The following is a 22,023-nucleotide window of genomic DNA, read 5'->3' on the forward strand; positions in this document are numbered from 1 at the left end:
AACCCATAACTCACTGTTTTAAAATGGCTAATTCCTTGGCACGCATTGTGATTACTCACTTAATTAGTAATCAAATAACCAAGACTCAAGGAGAGCCACATGACGGACATCGTAGTATTTGGAGAAGATTTTGGTGGGTTACCCTCTTCCACTCAGCATATTGTCAAGCGACTAGCAGCGAACCATCGAATCCTTTGGGTGAACTCCATTGGCCTTCGTCAACCTAAGCTGGATTCTAAAGACATACAGCGTGCGTTAAACAAACTCACTCGTGTATTTCATAACGTAGGCTCACACAAGCCAACATTGGACTCTGAAACAAACCCAAACATTCACATCATCAACTTGCTCACCATTCCTGCCCCTAATTCTGCATTAGCAAGAAAAGTGGCCGCTAAGATGATGAAACACCAACTCAACAAACAATTACAAGCTCTTGGTTTTGATAAGCCTGTATTTTGGACGTCGCTCCCGACTGCTGCCGATGTTTGTGCAGAAATGAATCCACGTGGACTGATTTACTATTGTGGCGATGACTTTAGCGCTTTAGCTGGTGTTGACCACGACACGGTAACAAAGCACGAACGTACTCTTGTTAATGCGGCCAACGTTATCTTTACGGCAAGCGATACGCTCTCCACCAAGTTTCCATCACATAAAACCGTCACTTTGCCTCACGGTGTCGACTTTAGTCTGTTTTCTGAGCCAGCACCTAAGGCTGAAGATTTTCCTAATAATGGTAGCAAAGTGCTGGGCTTTTATGGCAGTTTGTCTGAATGGTTAGACTACGACTTAATTGCCCAAGTCGCAGACCAAGCGCCTGACTGGGATCTCGTGTTCATCGGCCCTAACGAGTTCAGTGATAATCCACTTCCACAAAGATGCAACGTATACTACCTGGGCCCGAGAGCGCATCACACTCTGCCACGTTACTCCCAACACTGGGATGCCAGTTGGTTGCCCTTTGTTGATAACGCTCAAATCAAGGCATGTAATCCGCTTAAACTTCTTGAGTACTTGGCAACAGGAACCCCTGTTATCAGCACACCGTTTCCTGCATTAATGCCCTACAAACATATGCTTCATGTGGTTCAAGATGTCGAAGACGTGCGTGCCAGTCTCGATCACCTCCTACCGCCACCGACAGATTCAAAGTCATTTGTTCAACAGCAAAGCTGGGAAGCAAGAGCCAACCAAGTTGATAAATTAGTGAGGGCGCTATGAACGATTTAAGAGAAAACCTCAGCGTACTGTTACATGGAGCTTGGAGACGTCGCTACATGATCGTTATTCCTATGCTTGTATTGCCTGTGCTGGGTTTCATCGTAAGTAAACTGGTTCCGACGACTTATGTTGCTCATACCAGCATGCTTATTCAAGAGACAGCGAAAATGAACCCGTTCCTTCAAGACCTTGCCGTCTCAACAATGCTGAAAGACCGATTGAGCGCACTCAGTACTCTGCTAAAAAGCCGACACGTTTTGTATTCAGTCGCAAAAGAACAATCGTTGATCAATGACGAGATGAGTGCAAAAGAGCAAGAGTTCATCATAAAAGATCTCGCGTCGCGCCTGTCTGTTCAGCCACTCGGTAAAGACTTCATTCAAATTCAATTGCAAAGTGGTAAATCAGAAGGAATGGAGTCGATGCTGCTGTCTGTCAGAGAGCATTTTGTCGAACAGCTTTTGGCTCCTGAGCGTTCTTCGATTAAAGATTCGAGCCATTTTTTGACTATCCACATCAACAAACGCAGGGAAGAACTAGACAAGGCAGAGCAAGCCTTTGCAGAATATAAAAATACTTACTCAGACGCGACGCCCGAAATGCAAGCTCAAAGCCTTACTCGCCTTGCTAGCCTCAAACAAACGCTAGCCGAAAAGGAGGCGGAGCTTGCTGGTGTTTCACGAAGTCTAGGCAGTTTGGATCAACAACTATCCAAAACGAACCCGGTTATCGGTAAACTGGAAGAGCAAATCATCGACATTCGTAGTGAACTTACCCTGCTTCGCGCTAAATACACAGAGGCGCATAGTTTAGTGCAAGGTAAGTTGCGAGAATTAAACCGGTTGGAGCAGGAACGCTCAGTACTCTTGAACTCTAAACAACCAGAACTAAACAGTGCTCAACTATGGGATATCGCGAGCAATACCACAGTAAACAGTCTTGGCGAAGCACAGCCTCTACTTGTCTCCCAACTACATCAATTACAAATGATGCGCGGACGTTTTGAAGCACTTACGGAAGAAACCAACAGCTTGCGAGACATGATCCAAGAATTAGAGCGAAATGCGCACCAATTTGGGAGCACAGCGACAGAAATCAACCGCTTAGCTCGTGACGTCGCAGTGAAGAGAGAAATGTATGATGAACTCGTCGAACGCTATGAGATGGCCCAACTAACGGGTTCTTTGGGAGAGTTTGAAGAGAATAAGCGCGTAAAAATCATTGATGAACCGTTCACGCCAACGATTCCAACTAACTTACCTAGTTTTGTATTTGTCATTTTAGGATTTATTGGTGGCGCTGGTTTAGGCATTGGATTAGCGACGATACTAGAGTTAGCCGATAACTCTATCCGCTCTAAAAGAGCATTAGAAAAACACCTTGGTGTTCCTGTCATCACCACTTTACCTAACGTAGTGTACGGAAACTAACCGCCATAAGAACTCATTTACAAGCACTCGGTCGGCGAGTGCTTTTCTTTTACTACTGCCTTATACAGCCTCATAGCATGTCCACTAATATGAATCTCAAATTGAGAATAAACATAAAGTCTCACAAACATCAATATTAACCCATTGTTTTTAAATGATTAATTTTTTGGCACGCAGTCTGCAATTCCTAAATAAACAAAGAACTCAACGAGGGTTTGAAAATGGAATTCAGACAAAAACACAATAACACTAAGCACAGCAAAAAAGTGATATTACACGTCGTGCAACACTTAGCTCCTGGTGGTTTAGAAACGCTCGTACTAGAAATGCTTCGTTTTGCGCAGCCAAACCATTCCGTTTTTGTCGTGAGCTTAGAAGGAAGCAAAGAACATGCACTACAAGGCTGGCAAAAACTATTGCCCTACCAAGGCCAACTGCACTTTCTTAATAAGAAACCTGGATTCAGCGGAAAAACCATCAGTACGCTGACTTCCATGCTCAAAGGACTTAAGCCTGACGTGGTCCACACCCATCATATCGGCCCACTTCTGTATGGTGGTATTGCTGCACGTTTAGCGCACGTACCTGTAGTGATTCATACCGAGCACGACGCATGGCACCTTAATAACAAAAAATCAGCTCGACTACAGTCCCTTTTGCTAACGATGATTCGCCCGCAAGTGGTTGCCGATGCTAACTTTGTCGCCCATCAAATACAGACTAAGTTAAAGTATCGCAAAGTTTGTACTATCCATAACGGGATTGACTGTCAGAAGTTTAAAAGCGGTGACCAAACGGCAACAAGACACTTGTTTGAACTTCCAACCGACAAAATCGTGATTGGCGTTGCCGGGCGTCTAGAAGCAGTTAAAGGCCATAAAGTGCTTATCGAAGCCTTCTCTCATCTTACGCCAAACACACACCTAGCAATCGCAGGTGATGGTTCTCAGCGAACTCAATTGGAAGCACAAGTTAGAACGTTAAAACTTGAAGATCGAGTAACCTTTTTAGGCTTGGTCGACGATATGCCCAGCTTTTACCAAAGCCTAGACTTGTTTTGCTTACCATCACTTCAGGAGGGCTTTCCTCTCTCAACCCTCGAGGCTCAAGCATGTGACATTCCTTGCGTCGCAACGGATGTTGGCGGCGTGAAAGAGACGCTCTGTCCGAACAACAGCACACTGGTTGAAGCAAATCGCGTGTTTTCGTTGGCAGAAGCGTTATCACAACAACTGGAATCATCACACCGTTCTCCTCGAACTTTTATTCTCAAACACTTTGATATCAGAGACATGGTGAGTCGCTACTCACGTTTGGCCAAGGAGGCTAGCTATGAATGATTTACTTTGGATTATAGGGTTTGGTTTATCCGCATTTTTGATTGTCTATCATCACGTTGGGTACCCACTGCTCCTTAAATGGCTTCCTTTAAAACGGCAAGCCGAAACCAAAGCACCATTTGTAGAGCGAGCTTACAAAGCCTCCAAAACAGATAACCAGCTACCCTCTATTACTGTCATCGTGCCCGCCTACAATGAAGAACAATGGATAGCAGAGAAGATCCGTAACCTTGCGAGCCTAGATTACCCGAGGGATAAATTAAGGGTAGTGATCGCATGTGATGGCTGCACAGATAACACAGCCGAGATTGCTCAAGCGACAATTCAAGAAGCAATCTGCTCTGATACTCTGTTCATTATTAATGATCACCAAGTCAATCGCGGTAAAGTTGCCCTACTCAACGAAGAAATGCGTCATGTTAGCTCGGACATTACCGCACTGAGTGACACGTCGGCATTGATTTCTTGCGATTCTCTATTGCTAGCTAGTCAGCATTATCAAAATGAGAACGTTGGAGTGGTTAACGCAACATATCAAATAATGAGCACTGATAACCAAGGTGAAGCGGCGTATTGGCAATACCAGTCTCGAGTAAAGCACCAAGAATCTTTGTTAGGTTCAACGATTGGTTCCCACGGTGCGTTTTACACTTTCAGAACTCACTTATTTGAACCACTGGAAGTTAGCACCATTAATGACGACTTTATTCTCCCTATGAGAATCGTTTTGCGAGGCTATAGCGCTATTTACGAGCCAAACATGCTGGCTCTTGAACTAGAACAGAGCTCAGACAACGCAGATTTCAAGCGGCGCCTAAGAATTTCAGCGGGTAACATGCAGCAGCTCATGCAATTAAAGAAATTACTGCTACCTCGTTATCGTGGCACTGCCTTTGCATTTCTATCGGGAAAGGTTCTGCGCTTAGCAACACCCTATTTGATGATTGTTTGCTTTATTTGCTCACTACTACTGGCACACAATCCGCTGTTTCAAGTAATGCTGTCCGCACAAGTTGGTATTTATAGCATCGCGCTTATCACTTACTTGATGCCAGCACTTAACACAATTAAACCTTTTAAGCTGATTAGCTACATCGTCATTGGTCATCTCGCCAACTTTATCGGCGGTATGAAGTATTTACTCGGAATGGAAAATGGACGTTGGAAACGCGTCAACCAATAAGGAAAGCATCATGAAAAACTCACGCTACGATTCAAATGTATGCCACGCGAAAAGAACGTTTGATGTACTGGTTGCAATGCTTATTTTGGTCGTCACTGCACCACTTTTCCCATTTATCGCGCTAGCGATCAAAACCACATCGAAAGGCCCTGTGATTTATCGCCAATTGCGAGTAGGACGCTGCACACCAGAAAAAATGGATCTTTTTCAAATCATGAAGTTTCGCACCATGTATATTGATGCAGAGCAACGCTCTGGCGCAGTATGGGCAACTGAAAATGATCCCCGCATCACGCCAGTAGGACGCTTTTTACGCAAAACGCGTTTAGATGAACTACCTCAACTGTTTAATGTGTTGAAAGGTGAAATGTCGATGATTGGGCCGCGCCCAGAACGCCCAGCTTTCTACCAGAAATTGGAAGATGAAATCCCCTACTTTGTAGAGCGCACATATGGCGTGTTACCGGGTATCACAGGCTTAGCTCAGGTTAACCAAGGCTATGATGCATGCATTGAAGATGTAAGACGCAAAGTTGGGTTTGACCACAGTTACGCACTAAGCTTAGGTTCGTTTTACTCTTGGATTTCAATGGACCTTTCAATCATGAGCAAAACATTCGTTGTGATGATTGACGGACGAGGTCAATAACTTCCGGTTCTGGTAACGGTCACTCTTGCCACTGGCGGCGCATCTTTTCTATCGTCGCTGGTGGCACGTCATGAATGCTTTGATACGCTCCGTGACACACTTTAATTTCCACCTCGATGCGCTTCTTCATGCAGTAGTCCATGTAACGCTTCATCTCCCAATGTCGAACAAACGTATTGCTCACAATCACGACTCTCCCTTTGTTCAACCACTTTCTAGTTTGCTGAAAACACCACTCATGCGCTTGAGGTAATTGAACCGGTTCAAAGTGATAATCACCTTCATCATTTTCAAAATACATGTCAGCTTCAAAATGCTTAGCACCAAGCTCTATTGCCAGTTGTTTTGCTAAGGTTGTTTTACCTGACCCCGGAAGTCCACGAATAAGAATGAGTTTAGCCAGTGACATAATGCAGTTTAATGAGGTGGGAATAAGCCTAAACTGTAACGAAATTATTGGAAAAGAAAAGTAGAAATAAAAAATGCCGAGCACATTAGGCTCGGCATTTAAACTCAATCATGGATCGTGTTGTATTTATTTGTAAGCTGGCAGTTCTGTTCTTAACCCTTTCACCAAACTTACGCACATCAACAGCAGAACAAAAGTAAACGGTAACCCTGTTGCAACAACGCCTGATTGCAATGCTTGCAAGGCTTCTTTACCGCCAACCCACAGCATTACGGCTGCAATTGCGCCTTCAATACACGCCCAGAAAATGCGTTGCGGTACTGGTGCATCAATCTTACCACCGGCGGTAATACTATCGATAACCAGCGAGCCAGAGTCTGACGATGTAATAAAGAATACCAGAATCAGCACGATAGAAAGCATTGAAATCACTGAGCTATACGGAAGCGCATCGTAAACATGGAACAGAGTCAATGAAATATCAGTTAGGCCATTTGCACCTAGCTCACCAACTTTATTCACCACTTGGTCAAGCGCGATACCACCAAACACAGACATCCAAATCAAAGTAACAACTGTAGGAATAACGATGACTGCGAATAAGAATTCTCGAACCGTACGACCTTTAGACACACGCGCGATAAACATACCAACAAACGGTGACCAAGATACCCACCAAGCCCAGTAGAATACCGTCCAGCCGTGCATCCAAGTTTCATCTTCACGACCGTGAGGGTTACTCAATGGAATAATATTTTCAATGTAAGCCATTGTTGTGTCGCGTAGCGAGCTCCACGCCGTATCAAACGTGATGAAGGTAATGAAAATAAGCAGCGCAAACGCAACCACCATATTGACGTTACTCAGTAGCTTAACACCACCATCAATACCACGAATCACTGATAGCACCGCGATAAAGGTAACGAAGGTGATCACAATCATTTGTGTACCAATGCCGCCTTCTAGACCAAAGACATGGTTAATACCACTGGTCGCCTGCTGAGCACCCAGACCTAGCGACGTTGCAAGACCAAATAGCGTCGACAAAACGGCAAGGATATCAATAACGTGACCTAACCAGCCCCATGCACGGTCACCAAAAATTGGATAGAACGCCGCGCGCAATGAAAGTGGTAAACCTTTGTTAAATGCAAAAAACGCTAATGCTAGTGCAACGAGTGCGTAAATACTCCAACCATGCACACCCCAGTGGAACATAGTGGCACCCATCGCGAGGGATTTTGCTTCTTCGGTGTATGGTACTGCGTTCAGTGGCATTCCCCACCAATCAGTGAAATACGCGGTCGGCTCAGCCACACTCCAGAACAGAAGACCAATACCCATACCCGCGGCGAAAAGCATCGACAACCAAGAAACGGTTGAGTGATCCGGCGTTGCTTCTTTGCCACCTAAGCGGATTTTACCTAGCGGAGAAAAAAGAAGAGCAACGGCGAACAATAAGAAGAAGTTTGTCGACCACATAAAAAACGCATCAAACTGTTCGATAATTCCGTTTTTTAGACCGTTTAATACGTCTCGAGCAGTGGTTGGCTCAACAAGAAGAAGTGAAATCAGACAGAAAACAACGAGCCCCGCACTAATGCCAAAAACCGGGTTATGTATATCGAATCCCCACTTTTGAACGTTATCCTGTCCAACCTGATAATCGGTTGTATCAATACTATATTTTTTAAATGCATTATCCATAAATACAAATTTAACGTGAATTTGAAACGCCCCTCAGGTGAGAAGAACTCCAATACCGCCCTCCATTAATTTGAACTCTAAAGTTTTAAAGCGGGAAGAATTTTAGCAGCAATCACATATTTTTGCAAAAAGTCGTGATTTATTGCATTTTAAGCTCAATTCGAGACAGATGAAGGGGAAATAATATCAACACAAAAATTATGAGGTCTAACGATTGATTTTGTCGTAGGTTGTAGACTAGAAAAGACACAAGAAATACTTAAGTTCATAGCCAGTCACTGCGCAAATAGAGAAGACCTGCGCTGATTTGGTTTCACAATTAACGACGAAACCAAATCAGCAAACCTTTCATCCAGCGAGCGTTATAAGAAATGGAAGGTGATGTTCCCTGTTACGCTGCTAACGGTATCGCTATCGCCTTCAATATCCACGCCAAACGCTTGATAACTCGCGCCCACAGACACATTGTCAAGCAAGAAGTATTCGGCACCAACACCATACATATAAGAGACGCCATCATCTTTGTCTAAGTTTCTCAGTCCACCGTCATAATCAACGTTGAATGCATTGATGCCGCCTTTTGCGTAAACGTGTAACGGGCCGAAGTCGATACTAGGTTTCGCCGCTAAATAGAATGAATCAAAATCAGCGCTACCCCTGCTGCCACTCAAAGATAAATCCACTTTGCCGTGGTTAAAGTAGCCTGCCTCAATGCCAATGAATGGCAAAATACCAGTACCGACATGAATACCATAAGTTGTATCATTTTCGCTGTCGATATCGGACTGACCAATTTGGCCACCAGCGTAAATCCAAGAGTCAGCCATTGCTGACGTTGAGCACAACGTTAGAGCGAATAACGAGAGTGTTTTTTTCATACTATCCCTTCCTGATCGATTCCTAAGCGAAACATTACGCAAATATGCGCATTTAATCGCCACTATATATTGGAAAGCATAGGCATTTTAAGACTCTAAAAGTGAATAATTTATGTTCAACTTTTGTTTTGTGACTTCCAGACAAAAAAACACCGACATAAAGCCGGTGTGTTTCATATGGTGTTAGAAAGCTTGACGCTTATAGGAAATGTAGTGTTGCGTTAACAGAGAACGTGCTGATATCGTCTTTACCAGCAGTGTAGTTCATGTAGCTAGCACCAACAGACATTGGGCCAAAAATGAAGTACTCAGCACCCACACCGTACATTAGGTCCAAATCGTCATCGTCTTTGCCGCCTTTAACTTTTTTGTCCCACTGATGGAAACCACCTTTTGCGTACACGTGTAGCGGACCGAAGTCGATGCTTGGCTTAAGTGCTGCGTAGTAAGAAGTTAGCTTAGTGTCTTGACCATTTACGTTAAATTCACCGTGTTGTGTTACACCAGCTTCAACACCAATGATAGGTAGAATGCCTGTACCAACGTGAACAGAGTATGATGTGTCTGTCTCACCTTTGTAGTCAGACTGACCTACTGTTGCACCACCGTAAATCCAAGAATCCGCCATTGCCGCAGAAGATGCGCCAAGTAGCGCCACTGCTAATAGAGTTTTTTTCATCATCTACCTTTACTCTTTATTATTCCCACGTCTGCATAACTCAGTCGTTGGTACTACAAATAAAGGGAGGCGAACTATTGCCTCCCAGAACTAAAAAATAATGCTTATTGAGTTACTAGCAATTAGTGTACCAGCAACTTCTTAAGCGATAATTACAAACCTGACACTATTTTACTGGTTGATTAGCAAGCATCAATCGCGTTTTTGACTCGTTTATCAGAAACAGGATAAGGAGTGCCTAATTGTTGAGCAAAATAACTCACGCGAAGCTCTTCAATCATCCAACGCACTTCTTTTACATTTTCAGGAATGGCCACACCTTTCGGGATCTTGTTCAGCAACTCTTTATAGTCTTGAGTCACAGATTCAATCTTCAGCATATGTAAACGATCTTTGTTTGGATCGATTGGCAACTTCTCCATACGACGCTCTATCGCGCGCATGTAGCGAAGAATATCCGGCAAGCGTTTCCAGCCACATTCCGTTGCAAAGCCTTTGAAGATCAAGCCTTCAATTTGTGCTTTGATATCGGACAGAGCAAACGCCATTGTGAAGTCGATCTTGCCTTTTAGCTTCTTATTGATGCTAAACGCCGTGGTCAGAATAGTCTCAACCTGTTGAGCAATCTCTACAACGGTGTCACCCAATTCAGCACGAACGTGTTCTTTCAACGCTTCGAACTTCTCTGGCTCCCAAACTAAACCACCCTGCTCTTCAATAAGCTTATCGACACCACAGGCAATGCAGTCATCTATCAGATCAAGCACTTTGCCGTATGGATTAAAGTACAGACCCAGCTTCGATTTGTTCGGTAAGTTGGCGTGCAAATATTTAATTGGCGACGGTACGTTCAATAAAATTAGGCGACGCTGACCAGCACGCATTGCCGTTATCTGCTCGTACTCCGTTTCGTAGAGTTTGATTTCAACGCTGTCTTTGGTATCAACAAGCGCCGGATACGCTTTTACATCGTAGCCGCCACGTTTTTGTTGATACACTTTCGGCAATTCTCCAAAACTCCACGTATGCAGACCTTGCTGTTCGATATCGTCATCCGCAACTTTGGAAAGCGTTTCTTGAACTTTGTCTTTCAAACTTTCTTTCAGTTCATGAAGGTCTTTGTTTTCCTTCAGTTTACGATTTCGGTGATCAACCGCACGAAACGTGACTTTCAAGTGCTCAGGTACTTGTTCCAAGTTCCAGTCTTCACGCAGCACTTCTACGCCCGTCATGCGTCGCAACTCTTTCTCCAATGAATCTAACAGCGGAGCTTCCATTGGCGTAACGCGCGCTAAGAATGCATCGGCATAGTTCGGCGCAGGCACAAAGTTCTTACGAATTGTCTTTGGCAACGATTTAATCAAGCTAACCACAAGCTCATGGCGTAAACCTGGGATCTGCCAGTCAAAGCCCGCTGGTTCAACTTGGTTTAAAATCGGCAACGGCAAATGCACTGTGACACCGTCACTATCATCGCCTGGTTCAAATTGGTAACTCAATTTGAGCTTCAAACCATTTTGATGCCAGAAGTTCGGGTAATCCAAATCGGTCACATGGCTAGCATCACCCTTGAATAGCATCTCTTTTTCAAAGTTCAGCAGTTCCGGATTTTCTTTAGATGCCTTTTTCCACCACGTATCGAAATGCTTACCAGACACCACTTCGGTGCCAATGCGTTGGTCATAGAAATCAAACAGCTCATCATCATCCACTAAGATGTCTCGACGACGAGATTTATGCTCAAGCTCTTCCACTTCTTGCAGAAGCTTACGGTTTTGCTTAAAGAACGCGTGTTTGGTTTCCCATTCACCCTCAACCAATGCACTACGAATGAAGATTTCGCGACTTATGGTCGAATCGATACTGCCGTAGTTGACCAAGCGTTTCGGTACGATTGGTACGCCGTAAAGCATGACTTTTTCGTGCGCCATCACCGCAGCGCGTTTCTTCGACCAATGTGGTTCGCTGTAACTGCGTTTAATAAGGTGTTTAGCTAACGGCTCAATCCATTCTGGCTGAATCTTTGCGATGATACGACCCCAAAGTTTTGAGGTTTCCACCAACTCAGCAGACATGATCCACTTAGGCTGTTTCTTGAATAGACCTGATGCAGGGAAGATATGGAAACGAGCATTACGCGCGCCTTGATATTCATTCTTTTCTTGGTCTTTCATGCCGATGTGCGACAGCAAACCAACCAAAATGGCACTGTGTACGCCATGGTAAGAAGCGGGCTCGTCGTTAAGCTTGAACTCCATCTCACGCATCGACTGATGAATTTGGAAGTACACGTCTTGCCACTCGCGAACGCGCAAGTAGTTCAAATAGTCTTGCTTACACTGTTTGCGAAACTGATTGCTAGACAAGGCTTTTTGCTGCTTTTGGATGTATTCCCACAAATTCACAAATGTCAGGAAGTCCGACTCTTCATGGAAGAAGCGACGATGTTTATCGTCTGAAGATTGTTGTTTGTCGGAAGGACGCTCGCGTGGATCTTGAATCGACAAGGCAGCTGCGATGATCATCACTTCTTTAAGCGCACCATATTTTGGCGCTTCCAATACCATACGCGCCAAGCGCGGATCGATTGGCAAACGCGCTAATTGGCGACCAATGGAAGTCAGGCGCTTTTTCGGGTCTTTTACCTCAGAGTTAATCGCACCAAGCTCTTCCAGCAAACGCACGCCGTCTTGGATGTTACGTTTATCCGGTGCTTCCACAAACGGAAACGCTTGAATATCACCCAAACCAAGTGCCGTCATTTGCAAGATAACCGACGCTAGATTGGTACGTAGGATTTCAGGATCAGTAAACTCTGGGCGTGACTCAAAATCTTCCTCTGAGTACAGACGAATACAAATACCCTCTTCCACACGACCACAACGACCTTTTCGCTGGTTCGCACTCGCCTGAGAAACTGGCTCAATTGGAAGACGCTGAACCTTAGTACGGTAACTGTATCGACTGATACGCGCCGTACCCGGGTCGATAACGTACTTAATGCCCGGAACAGTTAGCGAGGTTTCTGCCACGTTGGTTGCCAGTACAATTCGGCGACCAGTATGAGGTTGGAAAATCTTATTCTGCTCACCTGCCGACAAACGCGCGTAAAGCGGCACAATTTCCGTGCTCTTCAGATTACGTTTGGACAATGCATCTGCGGTATCACGGATTTCACGTTCACCGTTCATGAAAATCAGGATGTCACCTAAACCTTCATCGCACAGTTCATCTACCGCTTCGAAGATGCCTTCAAGCTGGTCACGATCATTGTCGTCATCACCGCTTAGTGGGCGGTAACGTGTTTCTACTGGGTAAGTACGACCCGATACTTCAATGATTGGTGCATTGTTGAAGTGTTTTGAGAAGCGTTCTGGGTCGATGGTTGCCGACGTGATGATTACTTTCAAATCAGGACGACGTGGTAGCAACTCTTTCAAGTAACCCAAGATGAAATCGATGTTGAGGCTGCGCTCGTGCGCTTCATCGATAATGATGGTGTCGTATTGATTCAAGAAACGGTCATGCTGAATTTCAGCCAACAAGATACCGTCCGTCATCAATTTGATTTGGGTATTTTCAGAGATCTGATCGTTGAATCGAACCTTGTAACCAACAAACTCACCAAGCTTGGTTTCCATCTCTTCGGCAATACGGTTAGCAACCGAACGCGCTGCAAGACGACGAGGCTGAGTATGGCCAATCAGACCAAATTTACCGCGACCAAGCTCAGCACAGATTTTTGGTAGCTGAGTGGTTTTACCTGAACCGGTTTCACCCGCGACGATGACCACTTGGTTTTCTTCGATCGCTTTCGCAATATCGTCGCGTTTTTGGCTTACAGGCAGGATTTCTGGGTATTCAATCGTTGGTTTGTAGTTGCTGCGCTGCTCTGCAACCATCATGGATTTTGCGATGTCTAATGCGATTTCGTCGAACACAGCATTACGCGCTGCGTCCTTCTTAATTTTGCTTGCACCAGAAATACGTTTACTCAAGCGGAAACGGTCGCGCATCATGCACTGATTCAGCGCTTTACGCAGAGATGCCGCGCTATTCACTTGAGCCTGAGGTGTTTGAGCTTGTTTCGCTGTCGCTTTTTGCGCACCATTTGACGGTGTCGCTTGCTCTTCAGCTAGATTCTTTTTTGGGGGCTGTGACGAAGTCAAAGCGTTTCCTATTCTTTTCATTACAAAAACTGCGCGGATTGTATCACACAAGATCTGTAACAAGATAACCGAAAGCTCATTCAATTTTTTCGAACATGTTCAGCGAATCGCTAGGCTTTTGAACTCACTTACGTTGCTTATAATGGCTCCCATAGTCGAAAGCACTTATTTAAGGAATAACCATTATGTCTCGTGTACTAGCTCTAAAATCAAGCATCCTTGGCGATTACTCTCAATCAAACAAATTGGTTGAAGACTTCATCAAAAATGTAGACCAAGACAAGCTTACTGTTCGTGATTTGGCTGCAAACCCGCTACCTGTTTTGGACTTCGCCGTTGCGACTGCACTGCGCGCTACGGAAGATCTTTCACAAGAACAGCAAGCGGTGGTCGACTTGTCTGACACCCTTATTGAAGAAGTAAAGGCCGCAGACACTTTGGTTATTGCCGCTCCAATGTACAACTTTACCATCCCGACTCAGCTTAAAAACTGGATTGATTTGATTGCTCGTGCAGGCGTGACATTCAAATACACAGAAAACGGCGTTCAAGGTTTGATTGAAGGTAAAAAGGCGATTGTAGTAACGACTCGTGGTGGTATTCATAAAGATTCACCAACTGACAACGTTACGCCGTACCTACGCACTGTACTGGGTTTTGTAGGAATCACTGATGTGGAATTTGTTTACGCAGAAGCGCTAAACATGGGTGAAGATGCAGCTGCAAAAGGCATTTCAGAAGCGCAAAGCCAACTTGCAACAATGGCGTAAGTTAGAATAAACCAGAATACAAAAGGGATTGGTTCGCGCCAATCCCTTTTTAGATCAAGATGCCTTGATCGTGTTTATAGGGTCGCTTACATCGTCAAAAACGATTCACTTTCTCCAAGTTACGTATTGCATCGAGGTAGACTTTTTCTAAAGACCGCTCAGCTTCGCATATCATGTTCTCGATCATCGCATTAAACGCGATATCGCTACGGATTTCTATATTGTCTCCCGCCTTAACGTCAAGAGAGTTGACGTACAACACCAACCATTCATCGCCCTCCAAGTGCCCTTCTCCGTGAATGGCAAAAAAGCGTTTGGCAAATTCAGCGTTGGTACAATTTATCGCTTCAATTTGAAGATTGAATGAGGAGTCGATACTCATGGTGCTTATGCCATCCGATTCATCAGATGCATCACAAACAGCCTTAACTCTGGCACGATATACGAAATTTCTCGTTGAAAGCAGCATAGTATTATTCATCATTACTCATAATGGGCGATAAATAAGTCAGTTGCAAATCCGACCTATATGCATCTCGCGATGCGCTAAAACTCGAACTGGAAATAAATAGTATTGTAGTTGCTCCCACCTTTAATTCGCCCAAACTGGGAAGCGCTTTCAAAAATCGCCGAGCGGTGATGCAATGAATAGCCCACCCACATATTGTTCCAGCTCTTTTGGTTGAAGAGATCGCCTACATTGACATCAAACGAGAAATCTAGGTAGTTGAGCAACTTGCTTGGTGTATAACCCTTGTCTTCCATTTCTGTGCCTTCAATATAGGTAATGCTATCAATGTATGACACACCTTCCGCTACACCAAATCGCCAAGTCGTAGGCCAATTAATCGTATAATAAGCCTTAATCGCCATGACGTATTCTGTGCTCGCAGACTGAACACTGGACGACCAGTGATGAACCAACCCTGGCGTTAAATAAATATCAAGAGGAAAACCAAACAGCTCATCCGTTAATGGATGCCCATAAAACAATGAAGTAAGTTGATTGTCGTATGGGTCTTTTTCTCTCTCAAAGCTAAATATTTCACCGATGTTCGAAGGCGTCGCCCAACCATGCGCAATACGTAGATATGCTTTATTGCTCAGTGTCGGTTTCGGAACTTTGCTTTTATCGTTGAAAAAGCCAAAACCGACAAACACTTCTCCCTGATATCGATCTTCTACAAGCTGACTGTTGTAGGCGTTATCATCTAAGCGAGTAACACTCGTCTCACCCAGTAAATACAAATTTGAAGTTACATGGTAACGCGCTTTAATACCAAGATTGGTGTCAAGTCCAGCTCCAATTCTCTCGCCAGTAATATCCTTAAAGGAATAATATTCACTATTGAAATCAGCGTCTTTGTATCGAATCGTAATCGATGGCTCTAATTCCCAATCCCCAAATACATAATTGGCAGCAAGGCGGTAATTAGAGTGAAACTGGAGTTCGTCGTCCGTCATCAACTCTACTTCTGCGCGCCAATTGTCGTTAATGCTATAACGCACTTGCCCACCGAAATCGACTCTGTCCCCTTCATTAGCATTTTGTAGCGACATGGGAACATCGACAAATCTCAATCGCATGAGTGCGCTCGCACGCCAGTCGGAATCACTCTCGTTATACAAAAAAGCGCCACCTTCAATGCCATTGATATACACATGTTCGTTTTCAAAGAACATCATTGGTACAAATGTACTCACCGTAGAGTCATTATCGGCGGTGTAAAACGGAATCGATGCTGTGCGATACATCGCAGCAATCCCCCACGTTTGTTCTTCTGCACCATGCGCAGAAGAAACTGCCGCAGCCAAAGGTAAAACGAGTGTTGTTAGAATTAATCTCTTCATGAGTTCGAAAAATGTTGGTTGAGAAGCAGGCAAACATCAATGATTTGCCATTAAAAGCTTATGTTCTGCTGATGATAGCCGTTACAATGGCAAATGTTGTCATCCTCGTGACAGTTTGAGTCCCAAGATCATATTAATATTGCACGACTAGGTGAGCTTGTTTGCGAATATTTTACCATCACAACAAGCGCTTAAACTCTAGCTTAGTTCTAAATCAAACATAATGAAGTAAAAAGTGAAAGCATCAGAACTCATCTCTACCTTGAATCATTTACCTGCGGACACAGACCCAGACATTGTGATGGGAGAAGCATGGCTGCCAGAGAGGTTGATAGGGACTCAACTCGATGGTGACATGTTGTTTTTGCACTTTGATAATGCACCAGAAGATGGTCAAGGTGACGAAGAAGGGCGTGGCTTCGTCGAACACGAAATCGACCTAATTAGAACTCGGCTTCAGCAAATTTTGGATGAAGACAGTGATAACGCGTCAAAAGCCGATGCGATGCTTGGTTTGTTCCTTATGGGACATGAACTTAGTAGCTCGCAAGTTATCGAAATATTAGAAGAAGCTGACACATAAGGAGCCGTTTTGCCAGCATTGATGAACACGACTGAAATTTCTTCACTTCCTCTTGTCGTTGCAGGTCCGATCCTACGTAAAGTGACCGCAACTGAAATCAATATTTGGCTAGTCACCACCCAACGCTTGGAGGGTATGGTGCAAATTACGGATGAAAATGCCTCCATCCTTTATCAAGCCCCTTTAAGTGAACAAAAAGAACAGCTTCAAATCGGCCTCAATGCGTGGTGTTGCTTACTTAAATTAGAAGGCGAGTTTCCAACCCATCAAGCGTTACGCTATCAAATAAAAACGCAATATGGATTAGTGACGGAACTGCTCCCTCACCTGACTTATGAGCGAGATAATACGCCAAACTTGGGTATTGAGTTCCTCGTTAGTGAAAAAGCGGATTATCTCCTACATGGCTCTTGCCGTAATCCCCATCACTTCAGTGATGATACATTGGTCGCTGCGGATCATAAAATCGCGTCTCAATCCATTGAAGAAAGACCGGATATGCTCATCATGAGTGGTGATCAAATCTATGCAGACCATGTTGCAGGCCCCACTCTCGATGCCATTGAGCAAGTCATAGCTTTATTGGGTTTGCCAGGCGAAGAATTCGATCAAGCTCCGATAAAAAATACCAATGAGCTCTACCAACACCCTGCTTGCTATTATGGTCGAGATAAATTGTTGCCTCATTATGTGAGTGATGACAGTTTACTAAGTAAGTTTTTTCCACACCGAGGGACACCAATATTCAGCGCCAAAGAGTGTGAGAATCACCTAATAAGCTTTGCTGAGTGCTTTGCAATGTACTTATTGGTTTGGTCTCCGACCTTGTGGAAGCTTGTTCGAACGGATCGTTTGTTAGAAAACGAATTTACTGTCGGCGGAGAAGTTCTTGAACCCAAATGGCAGCAGCAATGGCGCGAAGAAAAAAAACAAATTGATAAATTCGTCGCAGGTCTGGACAAGGTTCAACGCTTACTCGCTCACATTCCAACCTATATGATTTTTGATGATCACGATGTCACCGACGATTGGAATCTCACCATAGGCTGGGAACAAGCCGCATACAGCAACACGTTTGCAAAACGCATTATCGGTAATAGCTTGATTGCTTACTGGCTTTGCCAAGGTTGGGGAAATGCGCCAGAAAAATTCAATGATGAATTTATGAGCCTCGCTCAACGCTTTATCGATGAGCGAACCTCGCAAACCCAAGATGCATTTATTCAATATTTGTATCGCTTTGAGAATTGGCACTACACCATTCCTACGACACCAAAAGTTGTCGTGCTAGATACACGAACCAGACGCTGGCGTTCTGAGTCTAAAATGAACAAACCTTCTGGCTTAATGGACTGGGAAGCGATGATTGAGTTCCATCAGGAGCTCGTGCATCAAGACAAGGTTGTTATTGTTTCTGCCGCGCCAATGTTTGGTGTGAAATTTATCGAAGCACTACAACGTGTGGTGACCATGCTTGGTAAACCATTGATGGTTGATGCTGAAAACTGGATGGCTCACCCCGGAAGTGCGAATACTCTTATTAGTATTTTCACACACACAAAGACACCAACTAACTTTGTTATTCTCTCTGGCGACGTACACTACTCTTTTGCATACGATATTAAGCTCCGCTATCGAAAAAACAGTCCGAATATCTATCAAATCACCTGTAGTGGAATTAAAAATCAGTTCCCTACACAACTGCTCAATATTTGTGATGGCCTAGATAGACTGCTATACAGCCCTCGCTCACCTTTAAACTGGTTCACAAAACGTAAACGACTCAAGATTTACAAACGCGCACCAAGTACGCACAACTTTTATCGCTTGGTTAACCATAGTGCCATTGGTGAGCTACGCCTTGATGATGAAGGCAAACCAAGTCAAATTAGTATTCTGACGAGTGATGGTGACGAAGTTCATTTTCCACCGACACGTGCTGAAAGCTGAGTATCAATCCCAAAATGACTTGCCCTTTGTAAGAGGCAAGTCACCTTGAACTAACTCAGGAGTTTAGGTTTTTTGGGGAGAAAGTGGCCGTTCTTAAATGTCAACGGCGTGCTAAATTTGGTATCGCACCTTGAGATCTTCCGTATTTATTACCATGTTAACCAAATAAACAATAGCTCGGTGTTCATTATGTTTAATTCTCTCACATCATTATTTAAACAACTCATTGATGGCTCTGATTTAAGCCAAACCAACACACTTTCCCCTAACATGGCTATCGCGTGTTTGCTTTGTGAAGTTTCTGGCGCAGACCATAGTGTCGATGATAGAGAACAAGAAACAAAGCGCTCTTTATTGATGAAACTGCTTTCGTTAAATGAAGAAGAATCAAATACTTTGTTAGAGCAAGCGCAACAGAAAATAAAAGATTCCGCTTCGCTGTACGACTTTACCTCTCAACTAAGAGAACTGACTCAAGAAACTCGTTACAACTTAATCAAAAGCATGTGGGAAGTCGCTTACGCAGACGGCGAAATTGACCCGCTAGAAGACGCGGTGATCCGTAAAACAGCAGAGCTACTCTATGTTGATCACAGCGAGTTCATTCGAGCGAAGTTACAGTCTCAGTAAAGTAACGAGATGAGTATATAAGTCGCTGGCTAACTCTAAGCTACCCCTAGAATGACAACAGATATCGCTTCTGTAGCCATAAAAAAACGCGCTCTCTGCGCGTTTTTCAATAAGCCAACGACATTGTTATTTAAAGTACTGGTCAAGGTATGTGTTTAGCTCTTTCCACACTAAACAGATTGCATGGCAAAACAACAATGGTTGGATGATAATTTAATTACAAGCTAGCTAGGTTCGAATAACTAAAACATGGTCAAAGCAAGCTTAGCTAAGTTGTATGCATCTACATAGCCAGAGTGTTGACGCCCTTCCCAGTCTATTCCTTTTGCTTCTTGAGCGGCTCGATGGCCTATACGTTTATCTTTAAGACGATTTTGAATACGGTAGAGTGTCGCTAAGTTGATGAACTCTGTGAACGGTGCTTCAATACCTTTTTGCTTACACTCTTCTAGAAGAATGAGGTCATCTCGCCCCCAAGATGCAAAGATTTTGTTGCGACCACCGAAGTTCTTAACCATGGATTTAAGCACTTCTTCTAGTGGGCGTCCTTGTTTTTCAATCTTACGTGGTGTGATGCCCGTTAACTCAGCGCAGAACAGAGACACTTCATCGTGTTCTGGTTTCACGTAGTATTGAGCACGCTTGACTATCTCACCTTTAGACAAATCTATTTCAGCTAACCCCACTTCGATAATTTCACCCGTGCTGCCGACGCCATTTTCGTTCCAGCAACACATTTCTAAATCGAAGCATACAATACGGTTATGGTTCATAGTTTGCCTTGGTTCCTAACATAAAAATTTAAAGCGTGCGATTCTATCGTAACACGGCGTAAAACTCGAATTTGTGCGCCCATTTAATCGCCGATCGACACATTATTACGGCCGTTTTTTTTACTCAAATAGAGTTGACTGTCCATTTTGTGATACAAGCTCTCAGGATCTTCTTCTTTATGGATAACCGCACCGATACTCAACGTACAGATGATTGACGCATCACCATAATCAAAAGCCGTACTTGCCACAACACTCCGTAACTTTTCTAGGTAAGCTTCTAGCACTGCTCTATCAATGACTTTAGAAATAATACAAAACTCGTCACCACCAGCGCGGTAAAACTTATCTCCCGGTTTTAAATTAGCACTGACCAGCTTAGTGACATGTTGCAACGCTTCATCTCCACCTAAATGGCCGTGTTTGTCATTAATCACTTTGAAGTGGTCGATATCAAAACCAACCAAGGCGAAGTTAACACCTTTGTTTATCTGATTAAGCAAGTGATCGTTGAATGCTCGGCGATTCAGTAGTTGAGTTAGAGGGTCTCGCTCTGCCATTCTTTTTAATTCAACGGTTTTGAGCTCCAACATGACCGCTAAGCGCTCTTTTTCTCGAGACTGTAAATTCACAATCCAACTGATCAAAAAGGCGATTACCAATCCGGCTAGCGTCGTGCCCGCTAAAATAGAACGCTCCCAAGCTGAGACTGCGTCAGAAAGTTTAAAGTCAATACGCCATTCACGGTTAGGCAGTTGAATGGTTCGGCTTATAACGGTTCCTCGAATGTTATCCCAGCTAGCACTTTGAAAGAGAACAGGGTCATCTGCTGCGTCGAATCCCAAATCTTCTACGCGCACCGACATATCGAGCTCCGTCGCGGTTTTCGTAATCAAATCCTCAAAGTAAACCGTACTTCGGATAACACCGGTCACTACTCCTAATAAATATTTGTTCTCGAAGTCGAACACTGGATGGAACACCAGCAACCCAGTCTTAGGTATGGACTTGTCATAACCATCTTGCAGTAAGCGAACTTTATCCGAGACATTCGCTCGCCCATTTTCGGAAATATCATCCAAGATTAAATCGAAGCGTTTGCGCGAAAAATAGAAACCCAATAGAGAAAGGTTTTCCGGTGTTCTTGGGTAGATATCCGACGCGATAAAAATTGGCTCATTGTGTTCAAAAATGTACCCGTAGGTTTTGGGACCATCTTTAGGAACGGTAAACGGTTGGAAGTTTGGAAATTTTTGACGGGTCTTTAAAATATGTTCATCAAGATCTTCGAATTCGACCTTTTGCATCCATTGAAGTCCAATGAGACTTCGCGAGCTGTTAATCACTTGTTCCGCATACATGGGAAACGATGGCCAATAGCTTCGCTCAATCGAATGGAAAAAGTTTGCGCCCGCACCAATGAACTTTAGATCATTCTCGACGTTTGCTTTAAGTGATTCTGCTTGTCGGTCGGCTAAAGTATCAAACGTCGTCTGTGTATACCGTTGCTGCATTGTATAAGCAGCACCAACTACACCAGCAGTGACACATAAAGTCGCCAAAAAAGCTAAGATAGAGTCTGAATGTCGTTTTATAAAGCTCTTATGAGCGGTGCTTTGTGTCATATCGTAATTTTTGATACTTCCGTAAGTTAAACTTCGGGATCTATTGAAATACTGCGTTAGCAATGCACAAACATCAAGCAACAACCTATATTGGGGAGTCTGATCGTCGATTTTTCACGCTGTTCGTACGGTATAGTCACGAATTATTACAGCCTTAAGCCTTGAATATGCTA

The 22,023-nt window shown here is 43.9% G+C and carries 18 protein-coding genes; 9 read left to right on the plus strand and 9 right to left on the minus strand.

Annotation, left to right across the window (positions count from 1 at the left end):
• The first annotated feature begins 99 nt into the window (after window positions 1-99).
• The 5 genes from R7P74_RS00660 (at window position 100) to R7P74_RS00680 (ending at window position 5,826) form a co-directional block, all read left to right on the plus strand.
• Window positions 100-1,224, plus strand: a complete 1,125-nt coding sequence (locus tag R7P74_RS00660; RefSeq protein WP_318122512.1) for a glycosyltransferase — start codon at window positions 100-102, stop codon at window positions 1,222-1,224.
• Window positions 1,221-2,654, plus strand: a complete 1,434-nt coding sequence (locus tag R7P74_RS00665) for a GumC family protein (protein WP_005377649.1) — start codon at window positions 1,221-1,223, stop codon at window positions 2,652-2,654. The genes R7P74_RS00660 and R7P74_RS00665 overlap by 4 nt, the downstream gene beginning before the upstream one ends.
• A gap of 221 nt (window positions 2,655-2,875) precedes the next feature.
• Window positions 2,876-3,994: a glycosyltransferase gene (locus tag R7P74_RS00670; protein WP_054579476.1), complete on the plus strand. Its 1,119-nt coding sequence runs from the start codon at window positions 2,876-2,878 to the stop codon at window positions 3,992-3,994.
• Window positions 3,987-5,177, plus strand: coding sequence for a glycosyltransferase family 2 protein (locus R7P74_RS00675; RefSeq protein WP_258481122.1), 1,191 nt, complete (start codon window positions 3,987-3,989; stop codon window positions 5,175-5,177). The genes R7P74_RS00670 and R7P74_RS00675 overlap by 8 nt, the downstream gene beginning before the upstream one ends.
• A 10-nt stretch (window positions 5,178-5,187) precedes the next feature.
• The gene (locus R7P74_RS00680; RefSeq protein ID WP_205390866.1) at window positions 5,188-5,826 is read left to right on the plus strand and encodes a sugar transferase; all 639 of its coding nucleotides are present in this window, start codon (window positions 5,188-5,190) and stop codon (window positions 5,824-5,826) included.
• Window positions 5,827-5,845: 19 nt separating this feature from the next.
• On the opposite strand, the gene R7P74_RS00685 is transcribed toward R7P74_RS00680, so the two are convergent.
• From R7P74_RS00685 to hrpA, 5 genes are all read right to left on the minus strand, one after another.
• Entirely contained in the window at window positions 5,846-6,235 is a 390-nt protein-coding gene (locus R7P74_RS00685; protein ID WP_005377656.1) for an ATP-binding protein, read from the minus strand.
• Between the two features lie 126 nt (window positions 6,236-6,361).
• Window positions 6,362-7,942 carry a BCCT family transporter gene (locus tag R7P74_RS00690; RefSeq protein WP_005377659.1) on the minus strand — a complete coding sequence of 527 codons (1,581 nt, stop codon included), beginning with the start codon at window positions 7,940-7,942 and terminating at the stop codon, window positions 6,362-6,364.
• A 362-nt stretch (window positions 7,943-8,304) separates the two neighbouring features.
• On the minus strand, window positions 8,305-8,820 hold the full coding sequence (locus R7P74_RS00695; protein WP_005377661.1) for an outer membrane beta-barrel protein: 516 nt from the start codon (window positions 8,818-8,820) through the stop codon (window positions 8,305-8,307).
• Between the two features lie 199 nt (window positions 8,821-9,019).
• The gene (locus R7P74_RS00700) at window positions 9,020-9,499 is read right to left on the minus strand and encodes an outer membrane beta-barrel protein (RefSeq protein ID WP_021033871.1); all 480 of its coding nucleotides are present in this window, start codon (window positions 9,497-9,499) and stop codon (window positions 9,020-9,022) included.
• Between the two features lie 182 nt (window positions 9,500-9,681).
• Complete coding sequence (gene hrpA, locus R7P74_RS00705) at window positions 9,682-13,668, minus strand: ATP-dependent RNA helicase HrpA (RefSeq protein WP_213899349.1); 3,987 nt, start codon at window positions 13,666-13,668, stop codon at window positions 9,682-9,684.
• Between the two features lie 185 nt (window positions 13,669-13,853).
• Between hrpA and R7P74_RS00710 the strand changes: the two genes are divergently transcribed.
• Entirely contained in the window at window positions 13,854-14,438 is a 585-nt protein-coding gene (locus R7P74_RS00710; protein WP_005377667.1) for an FMN-dependent NADH-azoreductase, read from the plus strand.
• A 94-nt stretch (window positions 14,439-14,532) separates the two neighbouring features.
• Here the strand turns inward: R7P74_RS00710 and R7P74_RS00715 are convergent, their stop codons facing one another.
• Window positions 14,533-14,922: a hypothetical protein gene (locus R7P74_RS00715; RefSeq protein WP_318122515.1), complete on the minus strand. Its 390-nt coding sequence runs from the start codon at window positions 14,920-14,922 to the stop codon at window positions 14,533-14,535.
• A 62-nt stretch (window positions 14,923-14,984) separates the two neighbouring features.
• Window positions 14,985-16,289 carry a MipA/OmpV family protein gene (locus tag R7P74_RS00720; protein ID WP_318122517.1) on the minus strand — a complete coding sequence of 435 codons (1,305 nt, stop codon included), beginning with the start codon at window positions 16,287-16,289 and terminating at the stop codon, window positions 14,985-14,987.
• Between the two features lie 235 nt (window positions 16,290-16,524).
• Here R7P74_RS00720 and R7P74_RS00725 point away from each other — a divergent pair, with 235 nt between their 5' ends.
• The 3 genes from R7P74_RS00725 (at window position 16,525) to R7P74_RS00735 (ending at window position 19,452) form a co-directional block, all read left to right on the plus strand.
• Window positions 16,525-16,872: a hypothetical protein gene (locus tag R7P74_RS00725; RefSeq protein ID WP_213886725.1), complete on the plus strand. Its 348-nt coding sequence runs from the start codon at window positions 16,525-16,527 to the stop codon at window positions 16,870-16,872.
• A 9-nt stretch (window positions 16,873-16,881) separates the two neighbouring features.
• Window positions 16,882-18,822 (plus strand): alkaline phosphatase D family protein, encoded by a 1,941-nt coding sequence (locus tag R7P74_RS00730; protein WP_033905249.1) that lies wholly within the window; start codon window positions 16,882-16,884, stop codon window positions 18,820-18,822.
• Window positions 18,823-19,011: 189 nt separating this feature from the next.
• Window positions 19,012-19,452 (plus strand): tellurite resistance TerB family protein, encoded by a 441-nt coding sequence (locus R7P74_RS00735; protein ID WP_017820644.1) that lies wholly within the window; start codon window positions 19,012-19,014, stop codon window positions 19,450-19,452.
• A gap of 242 nt (window positions 19,453-19,694) precedes the next feature.
• On the opposite strand, the gene R7P74_RS00740 is transcribed toward R7P74_RS00735, so the two are convergent.
• Both R7P74_RS00740 and R7P74_RS00745 read right to left on the minus strand, forming a co-directional pair.
• The gene (locus R7P74_RS00740) at window positions 19,695-20,225 is read right to left on the minus strand and encodes a 3'-5' exonuclease (RefSeq protein ID WP_005377684.1); all 531 of its coding nucleotides are present in this window, start codon (window positions 20,223-20,225) and stop codon (window positions 19,695-19,697) included.
• Window positions 20,226-20,308: 83 nt separating this feature from the next.
• The gene (locus R7P74_RS00745) at window positions 20,309-21,850 is read right to left on the minus strand and encodes a sensor domain-containing diguanylate cyclase (protein WP_005377686.1); all 1,542 of its coding nucleotides are present in this window, start codon (window positions 21,848-21,850) and stop codon (window positions 20,309-20,311) included.
• Between the last annotated feature and the right edge of the window lie 173 nt (window positions 21,851-22,023).

The organism is Vibrio sp. 2033, assembly GCF_033339735.1.

Bases quoted from the DNA above. Each gene is read 5' to 3' on its own strand.
- R7P74_RS00660 (WP_318122512.1), top strand. From the start codon at position 100: ATGACGGACATCGTAGTATTTGGAGAAGATTTTGGTGGGTTACCCTCT.
- R7P74_RS00665 (WP_005377649.1), top strand. From the start codon at position 1,221: ATGAACGATTTAAGAGAAAACCTCAGCGTACTGTTACATGGAGCTTGG.
- R7P74_RS00670 (WP_054579476.1), top strand. From the start codon at position 2,876: ATGGAATTCAGACAAAAACACAATAACACTAAGCACAGCAAAAAAGTG.
- R7P74_RS00675 (WP_258481122.1), top strand. From the start codon at position 3,987: ATGAATGATTTACTTTGGATTATAGGGTTTGGTTTATCCGCATTTTTG.
- R7P74_RS00680 (WP_205390866.1), top strand. From the start codon at position 5,188: ATGAAAAACTCACGCTACGATTCAAATGTATGCCACGCGAAAAGAACG.
- R7P74_RS00685 (WP_005377656.1), bottom strand. From the start codon at position 6,235: ATGTCACTGGCTAAACTCATTCTTATTCGTGGACTTCCGGGGTCAGGT.
- R7P74_RS00690 (WP_005377659.1), bottom strand. From the start codon at position 7,942: ATGGATAATGCATTTAAAAAATATAGTATTGATACAACCGATTATCAG.
- R7P74_RS00695 (WP_005377661.1), bottom strand. From the start codon at position 8,820: ATGAAAAAAACACTCTCGTTATTCGCTCTAACGTTGTGCTCAACGTCA.
- R7P74_RS00700 (WP_021033871.1), bottom strand. From the start codon at position 9,499: ATGAAAAAAACTCTATTAGCAGTGGCGCTACTTGGCGCATCTTCTGCG.
- R7P74_RS00710 (WP_005377667.1), top strand. From the start codon at position 13,854: ATGTCTCGTGTACTAGCTCTAAAATCAAGCATCCTTGGCGATTACTCT.
- R7P74_RS00715 (WP_318122515.1), bottom strand. From the start codon at position 14,922: ATGATGAATAATACTATGCTGCTTTCAACGAGAAATTTCGTATATCGT.
- R7P74_RS00720 (WP_318122517.1), bottom strand. From the start codon at position 16,289: ATGAAGAGATTAATTCTAACAACACTCGTTTTACCTTTGGCTGCGGCA.
- R7P74_RS00735 (WP_017820644.1), top strand. From the start codon at position 19,012: ATGTTTAATTCTCTCACATCATTATTTAAACAACTCATTGATGGCTCT.
- R7P74_RS00740 (WP_005377684.1), bottom strand. From the start codon at position 20,225: ATGAACCATAACCGTATTGTATGCTTCGATTTAGAAATGTGTTGCTGG.
- R7P74_RS00745 (WP_005377686.1), bottom strand. From the start codon at position 21,850: ATGACACAAAGCACCGCTCATAAGAGCTTTATAAAACGACATTCAGAC.